Consider the following 21304-nt stretch of genomic DNA (forward strand, 5'->3'; position numbering starts at 1 on the left):
GAATCCATCTCCTGAGATAGGATTCTTTTTTTTTGAAAGTTTGTTAATTTGTCAAAAATGTGTTGAACAAATTGTTCCTTATAGTGTATAAATGTAATATACTATATATTAATAAGTATAACACATTTGTATTTTTATTAAAAAATATAACATGATTAAATTGAAAAGGGGGTCAATGTGATTAAACTGACGAAACGCCAAGATGAAATTCTAAAGATTGTGAAGGAAAGCGGACCTATTACGGGTCAGCAAATTGCAGAAAAACTTTCCTTAACAAGAGCAGCGTTAAGACCAGACTTAGCTATCTTAACAATGGCGGGTAATTTGGATGCCAGACCTAGAGTTGGTTATTTCTTTAATAATAACCAAGAGGTAAAGCATCAGGCAGAAAAATTTCTCATCAAAAAAGTTGCCGATTATAAAGCTCATCCAATCGTAGTGGAAAAGTCTACATCTGTATATGATGCGATTGTTCAACTATTTTTAGAAGATGTTGGTACTCTTTATGCAGTTGATAGTAACGGCTATTTAGCAGGTGTAATTTCTAGAAAAGATTTACTAAGAACAGCCATTGGCAATAAAGATTTGCAAGAATTACCTTGCAGCGTCATTATGACCAGAATGCCTAACATTATCACAGTCACACCTGAGGAAACAATGTTAGAAGCTGCTAAAAAAATGATTACGAATCACATTGACTCCTTACCTGTAGTGAAAGAAATCAATCCGGGAAACCATACATATTTACTTGTCGGTCGGATTACAAAAACAACCATCACACGAGCATACCTAGAAATAATGGAGCAAAAATCGGTATAAAGGGGAGTGGCAGTAATTTTGGTAGAGAAGGAAGTAGTCTATGTGGTTTCGGACTCTGTTGGGGAAACAGCAGAGTTTGTTGTAAAAGCGGTAGCAACACAATTTAACGGTGGAAATGTAGAGATTCGACGAAATTCCTATGTTGATGATTTTGAAGACATTGAGGATGTCCTCATCCTAGCAAGAACAGGAAAATCAATTATTGCCTATACGATTGTCATTCCCGTTTTGAAAGAATATTTAGATCGACGTGCAGCAGAAGAAAATATTAAGGCAGTGGACTTGCTTAGTCCATTAATCAATGCTTTCACCACTAGTTTTAATAAAACCCCTCATCATCAGCCAGGCTTAATGAGAAAACTAGATGAAGAGTATTTTAGAAAAATAGAAGCCATCGAATTTGCCGTTAAATATGATGATGGACGTGATCCACGAGGAATTCTCAAGGCAGATATTGTCTTAATCGGTGTTTCAAGAACCTCAAAGACACCATTATCGATGTATTTGGCTCATAAACGCTTTAAGGTTGCCAATGTTCCGTTAGTTCCGGAGGTACCAGCACCAGAGGAATTGTTCGAGATTCCGAGAAAGAATTGTATTGGATTGATTATTTCGCCCAATAAATTAAACGAGATTCGTGTTGAAAGGCTAAAAGCTTTAGGGTTAGGCTCTAAAGCAAGCTACGCAAGCTTCGAAAGAATTCTTGATGAGCTGGATTATGCTGAAAAAATAATGAAGCGAGTAGGCTGTCCGATTATCAATGTTTCAAATAAAGCAATCGAGGAAACAGCTGGATTAATTTTAGAAGTGTTGAAAAAAGAGAGGAGCTTATGAAGATGGAGAAGTTTGTTTACTTGTTTCATGAAGGAAATGGAAATATGAAGGAAACGCTTGGAGGAAAAGGGGCAAACCTAGCGGAAATGACGCGGATTGGACTGCCAGTCCCTTATGGTTTTACCATTTCGACACAAGCATGTAATGCCTATTATGATGCAGGAAAAATGATTCCATCGCTCGTTGAAAGCCAAGTATTGGGAGCACTTAACACCCTAGAGGAAAAAATGGGGAAGAAACTAGGGGATGCACAAAATCCGTTACTTGTTTCTGTCCGTTCAGGTTCTGTATTTTCAATGCCAGGTATGATGGATACCGTATTAAACCTTGGAATGAATGATGAAACCGTTATTGGCATGGGAAAATTAACGAATAATCCTCGTTTTGCCTATGATTCTTACCGACGTTTTATCCAAATGTTCAGTAATGTTGTCCTTGATATCAATACGTATTATTTTGAACAATTATTAGAAGAAACACGTGAGGAAAAGGGTTATAGTGCTGACCCAGAAATGACTGCTGAGGACTGGAAAGAAGTCATTGAAGGATATAAAGGAATTGTAAAAAAGCATACAAGAAAAGACTTCCCTCAGGATCCGAAGGAACAGCTATTTCTTGCCATTAATGCAGTGTTTGATTCTTGGAATAATCAGCGTGCGATCGTCTACCGCCGCCTGAACAAAATTCCGGATCACCTTGGAACGGCTGTAAATATCCAAAGCATGGTATTCGGCAACATGGGCAATGATTCAGGTACTGGCGTGGCCTTTACTCGAAATCCTTCTACTGGTGAGCATGTCCTTTACGGTGAATATTTAATTAATGCGCAGGGTGAGGATGTGGTGGCAGGAATTCGTACACCACAGCCAATTCAAACTTTAAAAGATGAGATGCCTGCAGTTTTCAAACAATTTTCAGAAACATGTAAACGCTTGGAGCAGCATTATCAAGAAATGCAGGATATTGAATTTACAGTAGAACGCGGGCAATTATTTATTCTTCAAACGCGAAATGGTAAACGGACGGCACAAGCTGCGATTCGGATTGCCGTTGAAATGGTGGAAGAAGGAATTATAGATAAGAAAACTGCCTTGCTTCGTGTCGACCCAGATCAATTAAATCAACTGCTTCATCGCCGAATTGATGATAAATATGAGCGTACATTATTAGCAAAAGGTCTGCCAGCATCACCAGGTGCGGCAACTGGTCAAGTTGTTTTTGATGCAGACGAAGCTGAGGATTTAGGGAATGCTGGTAAAAAGGTTATTCTTGTTCGTCCAGAAACAACCCCTGATGATATTCATGGAATTGTTGCTGCTCAAGCAATCCTTACCAGCCGAGGTGGTATGACAAGTCACGCTGCAGTTGTTGCCCGCGGTATGGGTAAAGCATGTATTTGCGGATGTGATGCGCTTAAAATTGATGTAAAAGCAAAACAATTTAAAGTGGATGAAAAGGTTATCAACTACGGTGATGTCATCACGATTGATGGATCAACAGGGGAAATCATGCTAGGAGAAATTCCAATGATTGAGCCAGAGCTTTCAGATGAATTCCAGCTTTTGCTTGCTTGGGCTGATCAAGAACGAAAAATTGGTGTTCGAGCAAATGCTGATAATCCTGAGGATGCACAAAAAGCCTTTGAATTTGGTGCCGGTGGTATTGGATTATGCCGTACTGAGCATATGTTTATGGACTTGAAACGTATTCCAATCGTTCAAAAAATGATATTAGCTGAAACTTACAGCGAGCGTAAGGACGCACTAGCTGAATTGCTGCCAATGCAGCAGGGTGACTTTGAAGGAATCTTTGAAGCGATGCAGGGATATCCGGTTACGATACGTTTATTGGATCCGCCTTTACATGAATTCTTACCAGATAAGGAAGAGCTGTTAGTCGAAGTGACGAAGCTGCAAATTCTTGATCCTTCCTCTCCTGAGCTGAAGAAAAAAGAGCTACTTTTGAAAAAGGTTCGCCAATTAGATGAATATAACCCAATGCTCGGACACCGCGGCTGCCGACTTGGAATGGTGTATCCTGAAATTTACGAAATGCAGGCTAAGGCGATTTTCTATGCGGCGGCTAAGCTTGCAGACAAAGGGATGGATGTTCAGCCTGAAATCATGATTCCGCTTGTTGGTCATGTTAATGAGTTGAAACAAATGCGACAGCTTGTGATTGATGCAGCTGAAAAAGTACAGGAAGAAACAAGCAAGGAATTTGAATATACAATTGGGACAATGATAGAAATTCCACGTGCAGCGATTACAGCTGACCAAATTGCACAAGAAGCAGATTTCTTCTCTTTTGGTACAAACGATTTAACACAAACCACATTTGGTTACAGCCGTGATGATGCAGAAGGAAAATTCCTTCAGAATTATATTGAAAATAAGGTATTGCCTGAAAACCCATTTGCTGTCCTTGATCAAGACGGTGTTGGTAGATTAGTAGAAATGGGCGTAAGACTTGGCCGTGAAACAAAGCCAACGTTAAAAACTGGAATTTGTGGTGAACATGGCGGCGAGAAATCGTCCATTGATTTCTGCTACAAAACAGGACTGGATTATGTGAGCTGTTCTCCTTACCGTGTGCCACTAGCCAGATTGGCAGCTGCACAAGCAACGATTCGTCATGATTCCAATAAAAAGGAAGTCTATACGACAGCCTAACTTTAATACGAAATGAAAAAGCATATCCACTTACGTATGGATATGCTTTTTCTCTGTGATTCAGGGAACAATTTCAAAAATGGTACCTTGGTTAAAATCTGTCACTTTGGATGAGCCATAAACCCCTAAATATAGTCTAGTCTGGTCTAGATTTGTTCCCAAACTAACATAAAAAGCTGATTGAGACCCAAAATCATATTCGGTTTTAATCACACTAAAATCATTTAGTTTACCAACTTGTCTTACTCTGGTATAGGCTAAAATCCCTTTTACCTGAGGTTGAGATTCTTTCCAGGCAAAATCGGTAAACACAACGCTTCCTGTTAATCCGGGGATACCATTCCCCATATAGGCTTGCACTCCTGTAAGTGCCGTTCCACTAAACTTATCGGGTCGTGAATCTCTATGAAAATAAGTAGCTAAAGGATGAATCCGCTGCGTTGAAGTGGTAATTGCTTCATTATAATAAGCAATGATTTTCTCATCCAATGGCGAATTCTCAGAGCAGGGTCTCATAAACGATGTAGGGAAATCACCTTCCCATCCTCGCCAGCCAAAGTTAATAAGTCCTTTTAGGTTAGTCATAGAATTAATGAAAGAAGCTTGAACAAGCTGTGTAACCGGTATAGGTTTATATTGAATGAATGAAAAAATTGCTTCCTCCAAATCTTGGCCGACATTTCCCACGTATTTAATATATTCATGATTTAACCTTTGAAATGCAATGCCTGGTATATTCCGGACCCCTTTAGCGATTACCGTAAGTGTCTCCTGAATAGGTACGGGAAGTTCATTAAAACGTGAGACTACAGGTGGGTTAGCGATAAATGTATCCTTAGCTACGTCAATTTCAATGATTTTTCCTACTATTTCCATATTATCTTGGCTTAAATTAAATGGATCATAACCCGAGCCTCCATCTCCGGTTGTTAAAACAAGTTTTCCTGTTTCAGGGGAAAAATTTAAGCTATTGACCCCATTATGATTCATAAAGGGTCGTCTTAAGTTAAGTAGGGTCCTTCGTTTTTGAGGCTGGCCATTCGCTTGCAATATCCATTCTTCAACTGTATCAATATGATCATATTTAGTTTCTCTATTTGTCCACTTTAAGTTTAAGGTTTGGGGATCACATGGGTTAGGCATAAAATCGTCAGAAAGGGCACCAGGACCCTGTGATCCAGTTACTGAATAATGAAGATAAAACTGACCGTAATAATAAAAGTGGGGATGAAACGCAAGCCCTAGCAACCCCCGTTCATCATATCCACCAGAAGCACCTAATTTTATAATCCGCGGGCGAATATCTAAAAAAGTCCTTACACCCCCGTTTCCTATGTAAAAAATCTCTCCTACCTGGGTTGCGATAAATAATCTTTCGGTTGAGTCACCAGGTAGTATGGCTGATTTTATAACAGTGGGTAAATTTATCTTACTTACAACGGGCCGCAAACGAACGTTAACCACCTAACTATTCACCCCTTCTAATGGCATTTTTCCTATAAGAATATGACTAAATCTTATGCATTAGTACCAAATATGGATTCGTATGCCGCATTTTGAGATTAACGTCAGGATTATAGTAAATACTAAAAAAAACTCAAAAAAGGATTGATTATCGTGGGAGCCATTGAACGAAACGGATTTCGCTTTGTACCAGAATACAGTGTCAGCCACCAAAACGGGGCAATTCATGTCTATAATAAGAATCGTTTAATTGAAGAAATCAAATTTCAGTTTTCAGGGGATTTTCCTGAACTAGATCAAATAGAAGATTTAGTGGATCAATACTGCAATCAGCGTCAAATTTAGAGACCGAATATTTGTTCGGTTTCTTGTTTTTTGATATAATAAAATTACAAAAAAATAAGGAGGGATAATTTGAGTAAATTAACCGCCATTTACCCTCAAGCGATTGAACACACGAAGAATAAAGTAATGGAAGATATGAACGAATACTTAGAGACAAAAGAAATTCTGCCTTCTTTTAGCCAATATTTAGCAGATCGTGGGCATTACTTGGAGCAAATCTGGGTCAATGTCTGGCTAAATAAGGTCACGAATGATGTCCCAAAGAATGAGAAGAAAGAGTTTTTGCGGGAAAAAGGGTTTGAGGTACAAGGTGTGGACCGCAAGCTAATAAATAAGCTCTTTCGGGATGAGATGAGAGAGTATCAGCCTTTTCGTGTTTTGGAATGGACTCAGGAAACCTTTCTTGATAAAGAAGAGGAATGGGAACAAAGATATCAACAAGCAAAAGCTGATTTTATTAAAAGACAAGAAGTCACCCGTCTTGAGGAAGTTCGACATCGTATTCGCGCCATGATAGAAGAGACTGCGGGTGATATGCTTGAGAATGATTATGCTCAAGTTTATCTTTATGTTCGGCATTTTACAGCCAAGCAATTAACTGCAGATATCAAAAATAATGTGAAATTTAAAAATGTTGACACCTTTGCGCTAGAAGAGAAATTAGAAGATGAAGGTCATTTTAACCCAGAATCATACACAACGGTCGCAAAGTTTTTTGAGGAACTGACAGGGGATATTCATAAAACGGTAAATTGGGGAAGAAGTTTATATGAATATCAAACCTATTTTTTTGTATACGAAAGCTTAATTTCAGATTATCTGTCAGAACTGATTCCAGATAGGGTTCTAGATAAACTTCCAGTTGAAATAAAAGAACTGTATCAAGAAACATTTGGTGAAAAACTTACTCCCTCTTTCATTAGGGGAAGTTTGACACAGCTTCTTTATGAAGTAGAAGACTATTTTATTGAGGATATCCAGGACGAGTACCTAACTGACCTATTAAAAATTGCTGATATACCATTTGAGCTTTCACTTCATCAGCAAATTTTTGAAAAGGACTTCGCTGAGAGAGAAAGAAAAAGAGCGGAGGAAGAGGCAGAATTACAACGGAAAAGAGAAGAAGAAGAACGAATGATGGAGGATATTTTCGGGCAGGAATACAATCCATCGTTTGGAAGACGTATTCGTTATATCCTTCATATTGGGGAAACCAATACCGGAAAAACACACCATGCCCTTGAACAAATGAAGGAAGCAACCAGCGGACTATATCTTGCCCCTTTAAGGCTATTAGCGCTGGAGGTTTATGATAAGTTAAATGCTGAAGGATTGCGATGCTCATTAAAAACAGGTGAAGAAGAAAAGATTGTTCCGGGTGCGAATCATTTTTCATGTACGGTAGAGATGTTTCATGAAAAAGAAAACTATGATGTTGTCGTCATTGATGAAGCACAAATGATTACCGATAAGGATCGTGGATTTTCGTGGTATAAGGCGATAACCAAAGCAAATGCAAGAGAAGTGCATATTATCGGGAGCAGAAACTCGAAACCAATGCTTTTACAGCTGTTAGGAGAGTCTGATATTGTCATCCACGAATATAGCCGTGATACACCTCTGGAAGTGGAATCAAAGGAATTCCATATTAAACATGTAAAAAAAGGGGATGCGCTGATTTGTTTTTCAAGGAAAAGGGTGCTTGAAACAGCTTCTAGGTTACAAAGCGACGGGCATACTGTCAGTATGATTTACGGCAGCATGCCGCCAGAAACGAGGAAAAAACAAATTGAGCAATTTAACAGCGGCAAAACAAAGGTCATTGTTGCCACGGATGCAATTGGAATGGGATTAAATTTACCGATTCGCCGGATTGTATTTTTAGAAAATGAGAAATTTGATGGTACGAGAAGACGGCTGTTAACCTCTCAGGAAGTAAAACAAATTGCCGGACGTGCAGGTCGCAAAGGGATTTATGATGTGGGGAAGGTTGCTTTCACAAAAGACATCAGGTTAATGAAGAAATTGCTGATTCAAGAGGATGAGCCTGTTCATACCTTTGCGATTGCTCCGACAAACTCAGTGTTTGAGCGGTTTCAGCGATATTACCGAGATTTAGGAACATTCTTTGAACTCTGGGGAAAATTCAATAGTCCGCCAGGAACGAAGAAAGCTTCATTAGCCGAGGAACGGACACTTTACAACCTGATTGCAGGGACAGAGATTGAAGCACGCTTACCGTTAATGGATTTATATGGGTTTTTACATCTTCCTTTTTCGAAAAATGAACAAGTTTTAATAAGACAATGGGAAGATACGATGTATGCAATTATCCATGGCACTCCTCTTCCGGAACCACCATATAAGGAACGTAGCTTGGAGGATCTTGAGTTAGCTTATAAAGCGCTTGGTTTACATCTGCTCTTTCTGTATCGGTTAGGAGAGCGGACGGAGGCGATTTATTGGGAGCGGCTTCGTGAGGAAATGAGTGACAAGGTTCAAGATAAATTAAAAACAGATATTAAAAAGTTCGTGAAAAAATGCAAAAACTGTGGAAAGAATCTTGCTTGGGACCACTCGTTCCCAACCTGTGATGCCTGCCATAGTGCTAAATATAGAAGAACTCGATATGCAGAGGACTTTTAACGATATGATTCTTCAATCATATCGTTTTTTTACGTTTGGAGTAAAAATAATTACTTTTTAGAGTAATTAAATATTGCGTTTAAGAGTAAGTTGAATTACTATATAAAGTAAGGAGGTGAAAATAATGGAAAATATAAGACTAAACGTTCCATTATTGCGAAGGAGGGTGCCAAACCTTACAAGTGCAGCACGTGAGGTAGGCTTAAGGCCGGCAACTGTATCGAATTTGTGTACGGGGAAAATTCCAGTAGGACGCTCGGAAGTTCGCACGATTGTAGCTTTAGCAGAATTAGCACAATGTAGTCTTGATGAATTGATTTTAAGAGGGGAGAATGTAGAGATGATTGAGACGAAAATAAAAACATTAGATTTGTTTGCTCCGATTGTTAAGGGAGGAACTATTGGGCTTGTTGCTCGGCCAGGTATGGGTCAGTTGGTTGTTTTAGCAGAGTTATTTTATCGTTTTAAGAGAGAGGGATATGCAACCGTTTTATTAAAACCAGAAAACGATCATCCAGAGTTAGCGGAAATCCTAGAAGATACAGAAATTGTCGCTGAAAGCATTGATAAAGTTTTTGCAGAAATGTCTGTAGTTGGTAAGAATAAAGAAATTATTTTCGTTGCCGACCGTTCACATGTATTAACAGGTGAAATCTACGAGCTTCAGGAAAAATTACAGGATGTTGATATCAAGACTGTTACAACCTTTTTGCTTGATTTAAAGGGAGCATCAGTGGATGAGGACCTGCCATATGGACCGCTTGAAACACTGTGGCAGTTTGATATGGACCTAGCAGCAAGGCATCGTTACCCAGCTGTTAACCCCATCTACTCTACATCTTCTGTATTAGAAGGCGCACACCTAGACCAAAACCACCTAACTATCCAACAAAAGGCCCAAAAACTATTACGACGTTATCGAGAATTACGTTCGCTTGTAAATGTGAAAGGAATTAACGGAATACCTGCATCAGAAATGGAGACCTATCATCGTGGGGAACGTTTAGAAGCTTATTTGACACAGCCTTTCTATGTTGCCGAAGCCTTTACAGGTATTACAGGAGCAGAAGTAAGTCTGAAGGATACATTGAGTGACGTTAAGAAAATTTTAGATGGTGTGGTAGATTCAAAGGATATTGCCTCTTTGAATTTTATCGGAACGATTTAATTGTTTTGTGTGCTGGAATGACTGAGATTGAAAATGGAATGAGGTTTCAGTAACTGCAGGGGGTCTGGAGTGACCGAGAATGAAAATGAAGTAGGGTTTCAGTCAATGCAGGGGGTCTGGAGCGACCGAGATTGGGAAAAGAAAGTTGTTGTTTCGGTCATTCCACTAGTCAACAAAGCTCATCATAATATTTCCACGAAAGGACGTAACGAATTCTGTTACGTCCTTTTAAATTTTATCAACATTTATTTCTAAAATATCCATTTTTATGTAATCATAATAGTAATCGAATTTTACTTCAGAAGAAAGTGAAGTGTAATGTATGCAGCTATCATTAACCGTAAGAGGACCTGATGCCGATGTGGTCTCGTACTTAATTGCGAAAAACCCTAATAATCCGTATGAACGTAATGAGAAAGGCTTCAAGGTTCGCCTTGTTTATCCTACTTTTACAAAAGAAGAAGTACAATTTGTGATTTATGTAAAACCTGACCCGATTGATTTAGTGCGTAACTCATCCGATTTATTCGACATCACCCATTACATTAATGACCGCGAATTCGCTGTCAGTAGCCTATTTATCACTACCATCCGTAAGGCGTTAGGTACTGCTTTAAATGGGAAACCAGATGAAGACTATATGCAATGGGTAGACCATCCATTTGAAATAAAGCTTGCATTTGGACCAGTTGCCACCGATTTGTCAGATCAGGAAATTGTCCAGTTATTTGAACCCATTGGGTACAGGGTAGAAATTGAGCGTGGAGATAGTTCGATTCGGAAAAAAAGCTCAGCTCGATTTATTACGATATCCGGCCATCAAACTGTTCAGAATGCTTTAAAGCATGTTTCCATACTTATTCCAGTCATCGATAATTACAAGCACTATTTTTTAGATGAAAGAGAAGTTGAAAAGCTGGATCGATACGGAGAAGGTTGGCTGGAAAATCACCCATTAAAGCAGATGATTGTAAAAAGGGCACTCCGTTTTAATGCGTTAATTTCTCAATCGAAATTCTATGAAAAGAAACAACGAAATCTCAGCCAGGATGAAAGTCCGAAGGTTCGCTTAAATGACCTTCGTTATGAAGAAATCCTAAACTTAATAAGGTCGCTGCCAAACAAGGAATCAATAGTGGACCTTGGTGCAGGAGAAGGAAGACTCTCGGTACAACTGGGTTTTTTGGAAGGGGTTAAAGAGATTCTGTCGATTGAGCCTTCGAACAAATCTCGAATCCGGGCCATTAAGCACTTTGAGCAGGTGAATGCCAAAGAAGATTATATTGAACCACAGTCTTTACCAGGGTCACTCTATTATTTTGACAGCCGATTGCAAAATAAAGATGTTATCGTTTTATGTGAAGTCATTGAGCATATTGATGAGGAGCGTCTTCCTAAAATATTTGATACCATCTTGAATGAATACCGCACGAAGACATTAATTGTGACGACACCAAACCAAGAATATAACGTCCTTTATGAAATGGATGATGAACTGCGTCATGATGATCACCGTTTTGAATGGACAAGAGCCCAATTTGCTCAATATGTCGAAGCATGGACAAAAAACTACCCTTATCAATTCATCATACAAGGGATTGGCGAAGAACATCCAACTTATGGTCATCCAACGCAAATGGCTATTTTCAGAAGGGAGGAGGGAGAATGACAACAATCCATTTACCACATGGAGGAATCGTTCTCCTAGTTGGACCCTCTAATACCGGGAAAACAACCTTATTAAATCAATTAATTCAAGAAGAACAAATTCTCGCATCAGAAGTGGTCAGTTCCGATCAATTTCGAGTACTAGTCAGTGATCTTGAATTTATAAGCTGGAATGGACGTCCGAAAGACGAAAGTGACGCACTGTTTAACGAATATCAGCAAATATCTGGAGCAGCGTTTGACGCCATGGATTATGTTGTTGCAAAACGGTGCCAACTCAATAAATTAACATTTATCGATGCAACCCATTTACGTGAGGATGAGCATGACAAATACCTGCAAATGGGGAAGAAATACCACGTACCTGTTATTGCAATGGTTTTGAATATATCAGAAACGGAATTGCTAAGACGTGATAGCGAACGAGCTTTCCCTCGAGGCAGAAATCGAATCAAGCAGCAGTATCAACATTTTAAAAATATGCTTCGCTTCATTAAAAAGAAACCCTACCGTCGTGTCTATATGCTTGGCGAAGACGAACTTCAAGTACTCAACATAAACCGTCTTGAAAACCCACTTTATATTGATGTAGGAAACGGATTCGATTTTATCGGGGATATTCATGGCTGCTTTGATGAATTTATTGAAATGTTAAACCAATTGGGTTATTACGAAAATGAAGAAGGTTATTACATTCATCCTGAGGGGAGGAAGATTCTTTCACTTGGTGATGTGCTGAGCCGGGGCCCTAAATCAATTGAAACACTCAAATTCTTCCAAAAACATGTGCCTGAAGGACTTGCTTATATGATTGACAGCAACCACGGCTGGAAAATTGCCCGCTGGCTCGATGGGAAAAATGTAAAGTTGGCTCATGGTGATGAAAAGGTTGCTGCTGAGTTTGAGGAATATGAGTATAAAAATGGCAGGGAAGCGGCAGAAGAGTTAAAGGTGCAGATTAAAGAATTACTTTTAGAAGCAAAATCACATTATATTATTCGGAAAAATGGTGTTCATGCAGTGGTAGCCGCCCATGCAGGTATCAAGGATCACTATATCGGAAAACAGTCAGCACAGATTTCTGATTTTTGCCGGTATGGTGATAGTGAGGGGGTGGATGAACACGGGAAGCCGATACGAAAAGATTGGTCCATTTCTCATAAATCAAGCGAGCTCATTCTTTGGGGACACGATCCAAAGCCACAGCCATTACTGGTTAACAACACACTAAACATTGACCAAGGTGTTGTGTTTGGAGGAAATTTAACAGCTTACCGTTATCCAGAAAGACAATTTGTTTCAGTTAAGGCGCAGAAAGACTATGCGAATGTTCCTGACAATCCTTTGAGGGAATGGGAACTAAAGAGGCTTTCTCCTCCGAATATCATGAAATTCTTAGAAGGTTATTCTGTGTTAACGGAACATTACGGAGAAATCATGATTTATGACGATGGTGTGAAACCAGCTTTGGATGATTTATCTCACTACACTTTGCCGATTGAGGACATTGTCTACCTTCCTCCAACGATGAGTCCGACCCCAAAACCTTCTCGTCTAGAAGGGTACCTTGAGCACCCAACAGAGGCATTCGAATACTATCAGGCCAATGGTGTTGAAACCATGGTCGTGGAGAAGAAGCATATGGGAAGCAGAGGCATTTTATTTTTATTTAAAAATAAAGAAATTGCCAAGGAGTATATAGGCAGAGAAACATTGGGCACCATTTATTCCCGGACAGGAAGGGCATTTTTTCAAAAAGAATTGCAAGGACAAGTAGTCAGCAGGTTAAATGAGGATTTAGTGAAAAATGGTTACTTTGAAAGGTACAACACAGATTTTGTGCTCATCGATGCAGAGATTCTGCCGTGGAATTTAAAGGCGAAGGATTTGGTTTTAAACCAATATGCACATGTCGGGGAAATGGCATTGCTTGACCGCACAAGGCTGAAAGATTCACTTCAACAGGCAATTGAAAGCGGCAAAGATGTGCTGAACTGGGTTCAGGAAGTGGAAGTCGGGATTGATAATGCTAAAGTCTTTAATGAAGTTTATCAGAAATACTGCTGGGAAACAGATGGTTTGGAAGGAATTCAAATCGCACCCTTTCACACGCTCGCACACAGCTCAGAAACATTTTTTGACAAGCCACATACTTGGCATATGGAGAAAAATAAAGAATTTAGTGGGATATCCGGTTTGTTTTTAGAAACAGAATTCCGGGTTGTAAATGATGAAGCAACAATGAAAGAGGCCATTGAATGGTGGGAAGAAATGAACGAAGATGGACATGAAGGATTTGTTGTTAAACCGGAATCGTATATTACCCGCTATAACGGTAAACTGCTGCAGCCAGCGATAAAAGTGAGGGGCCGCAAGTATTTGCATATCATCTATGGAATCGATTATTTGCTTCCTGAAAATTTAATTCGATTAAAGAAACGCAATGCAGGTAAGAAACAGCGAAATGCTTTAAAAGAATTTTCCCTCGGGGTTGAAGGAGTTAATCGATTTGTAAATAGAGAGTCATTGGAACGTGTTCATGAATGTGTGCTGGGAATACTGGCGTTAGAGGCAGAACCCATCGATCCACGATTATAGGCAGGACAAACGAACTGGTTTATTCCAGTTCGTTTTTTTCATTCAAAGAGCAATATTACTAGTTAAATCACCATATGATGATGGTAAAGGGGTGTGAGAATATGGGTGTTCATTTGGTGAGTACAGGAGAAAATTTGTGGGCAATTTCCAATCGGTATGGAGTATCCATGCAAACTATTGTTGAGCTAAATGGTTTGCCATCTACTAGTTCTCTTGTACCAGGTCTCGGCTTGTTTATCCCTGACAACCAACCTCCTATCCGCACCTATAAAATAAGACCAGGTGACCAATTTGGGGGATTAGCCCAGAGGTTTAATACAGATATTACATCGATTGTCGGGGCGAATCCAGGGGTTGATCCTAAACAGCTTTTTATTGGTCAAATTATCAACATTCCCTCACCTGTGAAATTAAGATTAACAACATTGGGATTTCTCGTTCCATCGGGCGGCAGTGATATTTTGTCAGTATTAGAGTCACTCGCCGGACAATTAACCTATTTAGCAGTTGTGGCGTACTCATTTACAGCAGAGGGATATGCCTATAACGAAATAGAGGATTCGGCAATTGTAGCACGGAGTAAACAGTTGAATATTACGCCATTATTAATGATTCGTAATTTTACTGGAGTAGATTTTAGTGCGGAGTTAGCAGGCAATGTACTAGCTAATGCTGTTTACCGTCGGAATTTAGTTCATAGTATTGTGAATTTGATTAGCCAAAGGGGATTTGGCGGAGTATCGATTGACTTTGAATTTATTCCACCCCCTCAGCGCAATGATTTCAATCTATTTTTAAGAGAATTAAAGACTGCATTGGGAGAGTTGATCCTGCATGTAAATGTACATGCGAAAACTGCCGATCTCCCGACCAATCGAATCGTCGGAGCATACGATTATGCTGCCATCGGAAGCATAGCGGACATCGTTGCGGTGATGACAATTGATTATGGCTATCCAGGTGGTCCGCCTGATCCGATTGCCCCTATTTGGTGGATGGAGCAGGTTGTTCAATACTCGGTCACCCAAATCAATCCTCGTAAACTACAAATTGCGTTGCCGCTTTATGGTTATGACAAGGTCGTAGGAGCGAGTATTACACATGCCATGTCTGTGCTTACAGCGCAAAACCAAGCCATTACAACCGGATCTCCAATACAATTTGATTTACACGCTATGTCCCCCTGGTATCGGCATTGGAGTGCGGGGGTAGAGCGTGTGGTTTGGTTCGAGGACATTAGAAGTTTTATAGAGAAATACCGATTGATGGATGTTTACAATCTATTAGGGACTACCTTTTGGCAAATAAGCTTGGCGGCACCGCAGAATTGGGCTTTTTTGAGTAAAAATATTGCCGTTATGAAATAAGGTCATTGGGTTTATTGGGGGCAACGCAGATATATTTGGATTATCGCAGATATATGGTCGCAGAACGCAGATATATTTGATTTATCGCAGATATATGGTCGAGCAACGCAGATATATTTAATTTTAAGAAAAATATATGGAAGAAAGTTTGTTTTTTAGGAAAGACTTGATGAAAAAAGGGAAAGTTGGAAATGAATCTTGCTGAAAAGATTGAATTTGATGGTTTTTATTCTATTAATTGCAACATTAGTCCCACAATCACAACTAGTTGGTGCGGAAAACAACCTATCTCAGCAGTTGAATCAGCTGCTAAAGGATGACCCCGATTTACATGGGGCTATTGCAGGAATCAGCATACGTTCTGCAGATACTGGTGACGTTATTTATGATCATTTAGGAGATGTCCGCCTGCGTCCTGCTTCAAACATGAAGCTACTAACGGCCGCTGCAGCACTATCTATTTTAGGGGAGGATTACAGATTTAAAACAGAAATACTCACAGACGGGAAAGTAAAGAAGAAAACGCTTCAAGGCAACCTTTATTTAAAAGGCAAGGGTGACCCTACTCTTCTAAAAGAAGACCTAGATAAAATGGCTGCCGATATTAAGAAATTGGGCATTAAGAATATAAACGGAAATTTAATTGGTGATGATAGTTGGTATGATGATGTCAGGTATTCAACGGATTTACCTTGGAGTGATGAACAAACCTACTATGGTGCACAAATTTCGGCATTAACGGCTTCACCAACCAAAGACTATGATTCAGGGTCGGTCATGATTGAGGTGATACCTGGCAAAACACAAGGTGATAAGGCGGCGGTAAGAGTTACTCCTGACACGGACTTTGTAAAAATAATTAATCAAACTGAAACTGTCCCTGCAGATGGGAAAAAGGTAATTACCTTTGAACGGGAACACGCCGAAAATACGATTACTTTATCGGGCACTTTACCTGTTAAAGCGAAGCCTGAAAAGGAATGGATTGGCGTCTGGGAGCCGACCCAATATGCGTTAGCCCTTTTTAGACAATCACTAACCGAACAAGGCATTCAGGTTACCGGAAGAATTAAAACAGCGACAACACCAGGTACAGCAAAAATACTACATACACATAGCTCGATAATGCTGTCTGAGTTACTGGTCCCGTTTATGAAGCTAAGCAACAATGGCCATGCAGAAACCTTGGTTAAAGAGATGGGAAAAGTGGTGAAAGGGGAAGGCAGCTGGGAAAAGGGTTTGGAGGTAATGGGAGACGAGTTAACAAAATTCGGAATCAACACAAAAACCATGGTACTAAGGGATGGCTCTGGTATTTCTCATGTCGACTTGGTTCCTGCAGCTCAACTATCTCAATTGTTAAATGCAGTCCAGCAGCAAAAATGGTATCCAGTTTTTCTCCATTCACTCCCGATAGCAGGAGAAAGTGAAAAGATGGTCGGAGGATCATTACGAAATCGACTGAAAACGCAAAATGTAAAAGGAAAGGTATTCGCAAAAACCGGAACGATTTCGACGGTCAGCACTTTATCAGGATATGTACAAACAAACAGTGGACAAACATTAATTTTCTCTATTATGCTGAACAACCTTTTAGATGATGCTAAGGGTAAGTTAATTGAAGATAGGATTGTTCAGATTTTAGCTAATACTTAAAGGAAAAATCCCTGAATGGGATTTTTTCATTTAATTAAAAAAATCTGTACTCAAAACTAAGTTTACCAATTACAATATAGTAAGAATAAAAATGGTATAAATTAACTATGTAAGAGGTGAGAGTATGAAAATGGAAGTAGGTGATTTACTATTTGTGAAAGGTGATTGTTATCAAAGTCGAATCATTCGATTCTTTTTAAATTCAGCTTATACGCATGTTACCATTGCGATGGATGATACTCATATTTGTGAAGTTGATATTTTTACAAAAATGAAAGTAATGAAAAACCCTTATACGGAGTTTAGCTTGTATAGATTAAATCGCAAACTAACAAATGAAGAAAAAGAGGAATTAAGAAACTTCTTACTAGAAAAATGTAAAAGCTCAAAGGGGTATGATTGGTGGAGGCTGATATCCATTGGAATAAAACAGTATTTTCGTTGGAATATCATTATTCATGAACAAGATCGCTATATCTGTTCAGAAATTATCGATAAAGCCTATCAACATATTGGGATTGATTTGGTCAAAGAACGAGTTACAGGAGATGTGACACCGATTCATATAATGGATTCTAAGCAGATTAAGCTGGTACATTCTAAATACAAGATTGATAGTATAAGTGGATGAATCCAATAAAAGCAGCTTAAATTAATTATTTTTTATGTTGATCTTTAAAAGGCTAATGGATAATTTGCAGGACATTATAGAAGCATAAGTAAAGAATGATTGATAAATAAAGTAAATATCACCACTTATAATGAGGTGTACAAAAGGGTCTTAAAAGCCTTGATACATAAGAGTTAAAATAGGAATGCAGTAGAAATAATAAAACGTGCAGAAAATAGAGGTAGAAATAAAGGAATTGTAAATATTCCATCCGTAAATGAAGATAGCGAAGAATGGCATCAAAAATATCCTGGTTGGTAAGCAGAAACAGACTTTTTCGAAAGTCTGTTTTCCTAATTTAATGCATTTTTTAAGTGTTCGATGGCTTTCATAACTTTTTGATTATTTTCTACTGTGTTCCGATGATTACGCGCATGTAGCAGGACAGGTCGAACACTTTCAACAGATCGGCCAAATTCATTCATCCAATCATAGCGAGGTACCATCCAGGTATGAAAATGATGGGTTGTATCTTCGTTGTAAAAGTAATAAACATATTCAATACCTAAAACTTCGCGCTGAGCTTTCCTAATGGAAGTCATTATATTTATGTAGTCTAATCTTTCTACTTCGGTAAGTTCATCTAAGTATTTAATATGTCTTTTTGAAGCAAGGATAACTAACCCTTCAATCGGATAGGCGACATCCTGGTGAGCATGAAAATATTCTGTTTCTATTATGACACCCCCATCAGGCTCAATCAGACCGCTAGTTAAGGCACAGCTTAAACATTCGACTTCAACAGTTTTTCCATTTGATAACGTAATTGTTCTCATCTATTTCCCCCCACAAGTATCCTGAATTATCTTACAACACCCTAACTAAAAAGAATAGTTTAAACTATAAATGCAAAATCTAACACTAAAAAAGCGGTGTATAGGATGATTTTTGGCTGTCATGTGAGTATAAGAAATGGCTATACAGGAGCTGCTAAAGTTGCAGCATCATTCGGAGCAGCGGCATTTCAATATTTTCCAAAGAATCCGCGCAGCCTTTCGGTAAAGGATTTTGACCGAGGAGATACTGCAAGCTGTAGGGAGTTTTGCCAGGAGCACAACCTTGTTTCAGTTGCCCATACCCCGTATTCTACAAGTTTAACTCCTTCAGAGGATAAAAAAGAATTAACGATTGCCTCACTTTTAAATGACCTTGAAATTGCAGACTCCTGCGGTTCAATCGGTGTAGTAGTCCATTTTGGAAGTCAAATTAGCAAAACGGACCCGCTCGCGAGTTATCATTTAATGCTTGAAATGCTAAATTCTGTCCTCGGTCAATGGGAAGGTCAATGTTTACTATTAATTGAAAATAATGCTGGAACAAAAGGGGCTCTCGGGACTACCTTTGAAGAATTAGTACAGATTAGAAATCTGGCTGATTATCCTGAGAAAATAGGATTCTGCCTCGACACTTGTCATATGTTTGCGAGTGGACTTTGGAATGGCGAAAATACAGAAGAATTTTTTTCCAAAGGCCAAGAATTAGACTACTTTGACCATCTGAAAATCATTCATCTTAACAATTCTAAGTATCCTACTGGTTCGAAGAAGGATCGTCATGCCAATATTTTTCAGAATGGTCTGATCAAGGCAAAGTTTCTTCAGGATATTGTTACGTCCCCGATTGTAAAGGATATTCCATTTGTATTAGAAACACCAGATGACGAAGGTATCTCTCATGAAGAAGAAATTATGCAGCTCTACCAAAAATGGGGATAGTGAAATACACACAATAAATATATAATAAGAGAGAATAAGTAAATAAAATGGCAGGGGTAGAGGATGAAACAAGTGAAAAAAGCACCAATACTATCGGAACGTTTTGAAGTTGCCTTTAATCAAGTACATGATGCGATGAAGGATATTGTCAAAATTAATGATGATAGATTTGTAGTATTAGTAAAGGTTGGAGCTAAGAAATATCAAATCATTGAAACTTTTAAAAAAGATCTCGAACAATATGCGAAGCTGCGCAATGCTATTGTCCATGAAAAAATGGAAGTTGGCTATTATATTGCTGAACCAAATGCAAGAGTAGTAGAGCATATAGAAAAAATTGCCCATGTATTTAACCGTCCCAATTACGCTTTGACGATTGCGACGAGGAATGTAATATATTTTGATTATAACGATCGCATCCTTAAAGTAACCGAGGCAATTCGCCAGTTTAATTATTCAAAATTTCCGATATACAAGAATAAAGAGTTTGTGGGTTTATTGACGGCAGGAGCGATTGTAAAATGGATGGCACAGAACATGGTAAGCGGCTCTGTAAATCTAGACGATACACATATTTCGGATATTATGAAATACGAGAAGGATCATCCGATTGACTTTGTCGCGAAAAGCACGAATATCTTTGATGTGGAAACGATTTTTGAAAAGTCACATAAAGTAAAAAAGAAATTAGAAGCTGTTATCATTACCGAAAATGGTAAAAAAGACGAGACACCTCTAGGAATTGTTACTCCTTGGGATTTGATTGAAATCGACTATACGGTGGAGTAATAAAGGAAGGAGCATACCAAAATGGTATGCTCCTCCTTATATTTAGCACCAATATTTTGGGCTTTTCTTATGGCATATCATCAAAGTTAAATTCGCTTAATTGATCCATATGGCTAGCAATCATCGCAATTATAGTGCTGGCCTCTTCTTTACTGAAAATGAAATGAGATTCGTCTTTGATTAGTTCATCCTCGGTGGTCCAAATTCGATTAATTCGCTTTAACACACCGTCGCCAGTTTCCGGAACAACCCCAAATTGATAAGTCACTTCGACTTCATCTTCGTGCTTGAAAGCAGTTACCTCAGGGGTGTTCCATTCTACATCAATCTCTTCAAAAATATCGTCCTCATTTATTTCCTCAGCCTCATAATACTCGACACCATCGTCATCGGCCATTTCATAGCAGTCTTCATCGTCTACATAGACTTCGTCTGAAGTAAGATAGACACCGTCATCTGTGTAATGATCATCATTGTTCATATAATCATGCAGGCTTGCGTGGACCTCATCGATTATATCTTCTATGTCCGAAAGGATGACTTTAGCAGTATGCCCACTGTCAACATCAAAGGTATCGATGTAAAACTCTTCGTTCTGAGGATCAAAGAACAAAGTACAGAAATAGTCTCGATCGATTTCTTCTGTATTCACATCTTCTGTTTCTACAAAAAATTCGATCCTCGGGTGTTTGGCAGCTCTTTCAACCGACATTTGACCAACCTGATCATACTCTTCACAAATAGATTCTAGGTGATCTTGAAGTTCGCCGCAAACTCTGTCAAACCATTCTAACGACATTAACATCCCATCCTTTCAAGGTAATCGGAGTTATTATCTCCAACATGTCTATTAATATGTTTAATTCATTCATTTTTGTAAAAACATGGATTTT

General features: G+C 38.8%; 17 protein-coding genes. 14 read left to right on the plus strand and 3 right to left on the minus strand.

The genetic code is table 11. From position 1 onward, the window contains the following. Positions 1 to 177 precede the first annotated feature (177 nt). Genes M3189_RS22885 through ppdK form a run of 3 tightly spaced genes read left to right on the plus strand, consistent with a single transcriptional unit; the run spans position 178 to position 4325 of the window. Complete coding sequence (locus M3189_RS22885; protein ID WP_251638357.1) at positions 178 to 819, plus strand: helix-turn-helix transcriptional regulator; 642 nt, start codon at positions 178 to 180, stop codon at positions 817 to 819. 18 nt (positions 820 to 837) lie between these two features. Beyond that, entirely contained in the window at positions 838 to 1653 is an 816-nt protein-coding gene (locus tag M3189_RS22890) for a pyruvate, water dikinase regulatory protein (RefSeq protein ID WP_251638437.1), read from the plus strand. 2 nt (positions 1654 to 1655) lie between these two features. Beyond that, positions 1656 to 4325: a pyruvate, phosphate dikinase gene (gene ppdK / locus M3189_RS22895; RefSeq protein ID WP_251638360.1), complete on the plus strand. Its 2670-nt coding sequence runs from the start codon at positions 1656 to 1658 to the stop codon at positions 4323 to 4325. A gap of 60 nt (positions 4326 to 4385) precedes the next feature. Here ppdK and M3189_RS22900 read toward each other — a convergent pair whose 3' ends face one another. Next, on the minus strand, positions 4386 to 5789 hold the full coding sequence (locus tag M3189_RS22900) for a PQQ-dependent sugar dehydrogenase (RefSeq protein WP_251638361.1): 1404 nt from the start codon (positions 5787 to 5789) through the stop codon (positions 4386 to 4388). 153 nt (positions 5790 to 5942) lie between these two features. Here M3189_RS22900 and M3189_RS22905 point away from each other — a divergent pair, with 153 nt between their 5' ends. The 9 genes from M3189_RS22905 (at position 5943) to M3189_RS22945 (ending at position 17868) form a co-directional block, all read left to right on the plus strand. After that, the gene (locus tag M3189_RS22905; protein WP_251638363.1) at positions 5943 to 6134 is read left to right on the plus strand and encodes a YbxH family protein; all 192 of its coding nucleotides are present in this window, start codon (positions 5943 to 5945) and stop codon (positions 6132 to 6134) included. A gap of 69 nt (positions 6135 to 6203) precedes the next feature. After that, the gene (locus tag M3189_RS22910; RefSeq protein ID WP_251638365.1) at positions 6204 to 8780 is read left to right on the plus strand and encodes a helicase-related protein; all 2577 of its coding nucleotides are present in this window, start codon (positions 6204 to 6206) and stop codon (positions 8778 to 8780) included. 124 nt (positions 8781 to 8904) lie between these two features. Next, positions 8905 to 9948: a hypothetical protein gene (locus M3189_RS22915; protein ID WP_251638367.1), complete on the plus strand. Its 1044-nt coding sequence runs from the start codon at positions 8905 to 8907 to the stop codon at positions 9946 to 9948. Between the two features lie 69 nt (positions 9949 to 10017). Further along, positions 10018 to 10203 (plus strand): hypothetical protein, encoded by a 186-nt coding sequence (locus M3189_RS22920; RefSeq protein ID WP_251638369.1) that lies wholly within the window; start codon positions 10018 to 10020, stop codon positions 10201 to 10203. Between the two features lie 67 nt (positions 10204 to 10270). Beyond that, positions 10271 to 11617, plus strand: a complete 1347-nt coding sequence (locus M3189_RS22925) for a 3' terminal RNA ribose 2'-O-methyltransferase Hen1 (RefSeq protein ID WP_251638371.1) — start codon at positions 10271 to 10273, stop codon at positions 11615 to 11617. Further along, complete coding sequence (locus M3189_RS22930) at positions 11614 to 14214, plus strand: polynucleotide kinase-phosphatase (RefSeq protein WP_251638378.1); 2601 nt, start codon at positions 11614 to 11616, stop codon at positions 14212 to 14214. Before M3189_RS22925 ends, M3189_RS22930 begins: the two co-directional genes overlap by 4 nt. Positions 14215 to 14315: 101 nt before the next feature. Further along, positions 14316 to 15581 carry a glycosyl hydrolase family 18 protein gene (locus M3189_RS22935; protein ID WP_251638381.1) on the plus strand — a complete coding sequence of 422 codons (1266 nt, stop codon included), beginning with the start codon at positions 14316 to 14318 and terminating at the stop codon, positions 15579 to 15581. 219 nt (positions 15582 to 15800) lie between these two features. After that, on the plus strand, positions 15801 to 17237 hold the full coding sequence (dacB, locus tag M3189_RS22940; protein WP_251638439.1) for a D-alanyl-D-alanine carboxypeptidase/D-alanyl-D-alanine endopeptidase: 1437 nt from the start codon (positions 15801 to 15803) through the stop codon (positions 17235 to 17237). Between the two features lie 124 nt (positions 17238 to 17361). Continuing rightward, positions 17362 to 17868 carry a hypothetical protein gene (locus M3189_RS22945; RefSeq protein WP_251638383.1) on the plus strand — a complete coding sequence of 169 codons (507 nt, stop codon included), beginning with the start codon at positions 17362 to 17364 and terminating at the stop codon, positions 17866 to 17868. A gap of 332 nt (positions 17869 to 18200) precedes the next feature. Here M3189_RS22945 and M3189_RS22950 read toward each other — a convergent pair whose 3' ends face one another. Next, positions 18201 to 18683 carry an HIT family protein gene (locus M3189_RS22950; protein WP_251638385.1) on the minus strand — a complete coding sequence of 161 codons (483 nt, stop codon included), beginning with the start codon at positions 18681 to 18683 and terminating at the stop codon, positions 18201 to 18203. 105 nt (positions 18684 to 18788) lie between these two features. Here M3189_RS22950 and M3189_RS22955 point away from each other — a divergent pair, with 105 nt between their 5' ends. Together M3189_RS22955 and M3189_RS22960 are read left to right on the plus strand one after the other, a co-directional pair. Next, complete coding sequence (locus M3189_RS22955; protein WP_285889786.1) at positions 18789 to 19622, plus strand: deoxyribonuclease IV; 834 nt, start codon at positions 18789 to 18791, stop codon at positions 19620 to 19622. A 63-nt stretch (positions 19623 to 19685) separates the two neighbouring features. Then, a complete protein-coding gene (locus M3189_RS22960) occupies positions 19686 to 20411 on the plus strand; it encodes a CBS domain-containing protein (protein WP_251638403.1) in 726 nt (241 codons plus the stop codon). 67 nt (positions 20412 to 20478) lie between these two features. Here M3189_RS22960 and M3189_RS22965 read toward each other — a convergent pair whose 3' ends face one another. After that, positions 20479 to 21210, minus strand: a complete 732-nt coding sequence (locus M3189_RS22965; protein ID WP_251638406.1) for a hypothetical protein — start codon at positions 21208 to 21210, stop codon at positions 20479 to 20481. Positions 21211 to 21304: the final 94 nt, after the last annotated feature.

Source organism: Neobacillus niacini (genome assembly GCF_023715415.1).
GTDB classification, from domain to species: Bacteria; Bacillota; Bacilli; order Bacillales; family Cytobacillaceae; genus Neobacillus; species Neobacillus niacini_C.

What these genes read in the sequence shown, in the direction of transcription:
- M3189_RS22965 (WP_251638406.1), bottom strand. Translation starts at nt 21,210, where the DNA reads ATGTCGTTAGAATGGTTTGACAGAGTTTGCGGCGAACTTCAAGATCAC.
- dacB (WP_251638439.1), top strand. Translation starts at nt 15,801, where the DNA reads ATGGTTTTTATTCTATTAATTGCAACATTAGTCCCACAATCACAACTA.
- M3189_RS22915 (WP_251638367.1), top strand. Translation starts at nt 8,905, where the DNA reads ATGGAAAATATAAGACTAAACGTTCCATTATTGCGAAGGAGGGTGCCA.
- M3189_RS22925 (WP_251638371.1), top strand. Translation starts at nt 10,271, where the DNA reads ATGCAGCTATCATTAACCGTAAGAGGACCTGATGCCGATGTGGTCTCG.
- ppdK (WP_251638360.1), top strand. Translation starts at nt 1,656, where the DNA reads ATGGAGAAGTTTGTTTACTTGTTTCATGAAGGAAATGGAAATATGAAG.
- M3189_RS22930 (WP_251638378.1), top strand. Translation starts at nt 11,614, where the DNA reads ATGACAACAATCCATTTACCACATGGAGGAATCGTTCTCCTAGTTGGA.
- M3189_RS22955 (WP_285889786.1), top strand. Translation starts at nt 18,789, where the DNA reads ATGATTTTTGGCTGTCATGTGAGTATAAGAAATGGCTATACAGGAGCT.
- M3189_RS22960 (WP_251638403.1), top strand. Translation starts at nt 19,686, where the DNA reads ATGAAACAAGTGAAAAAAGCACCAATACTATCGGAACGTTTTGAAGTT.
- M3189_RS22945 (WP_251638383.1), top strand. Translation starts at nt 17,362, where the DNA reads ATGAAAATGGAAGTAGGTGATTTACTATTTGTGAAAGGTGATTGTTAT.
- M3189_RS22935 (WP_251638381.1), top strand. Translation starts at nt 14,316, where the DNA reads ATGGGTGTTCATTTGGTGAGTACAGGAGAAAATTTGTGGGCAATTTCC.
- M3189_RS22950 (WP_251638385.1), bottom strand. Translation starts at nt 18,683, where the DNA reads ATGAGAACAATTACGTTATCAAATGGAAAAACTGTTGAAGTCGAATGT.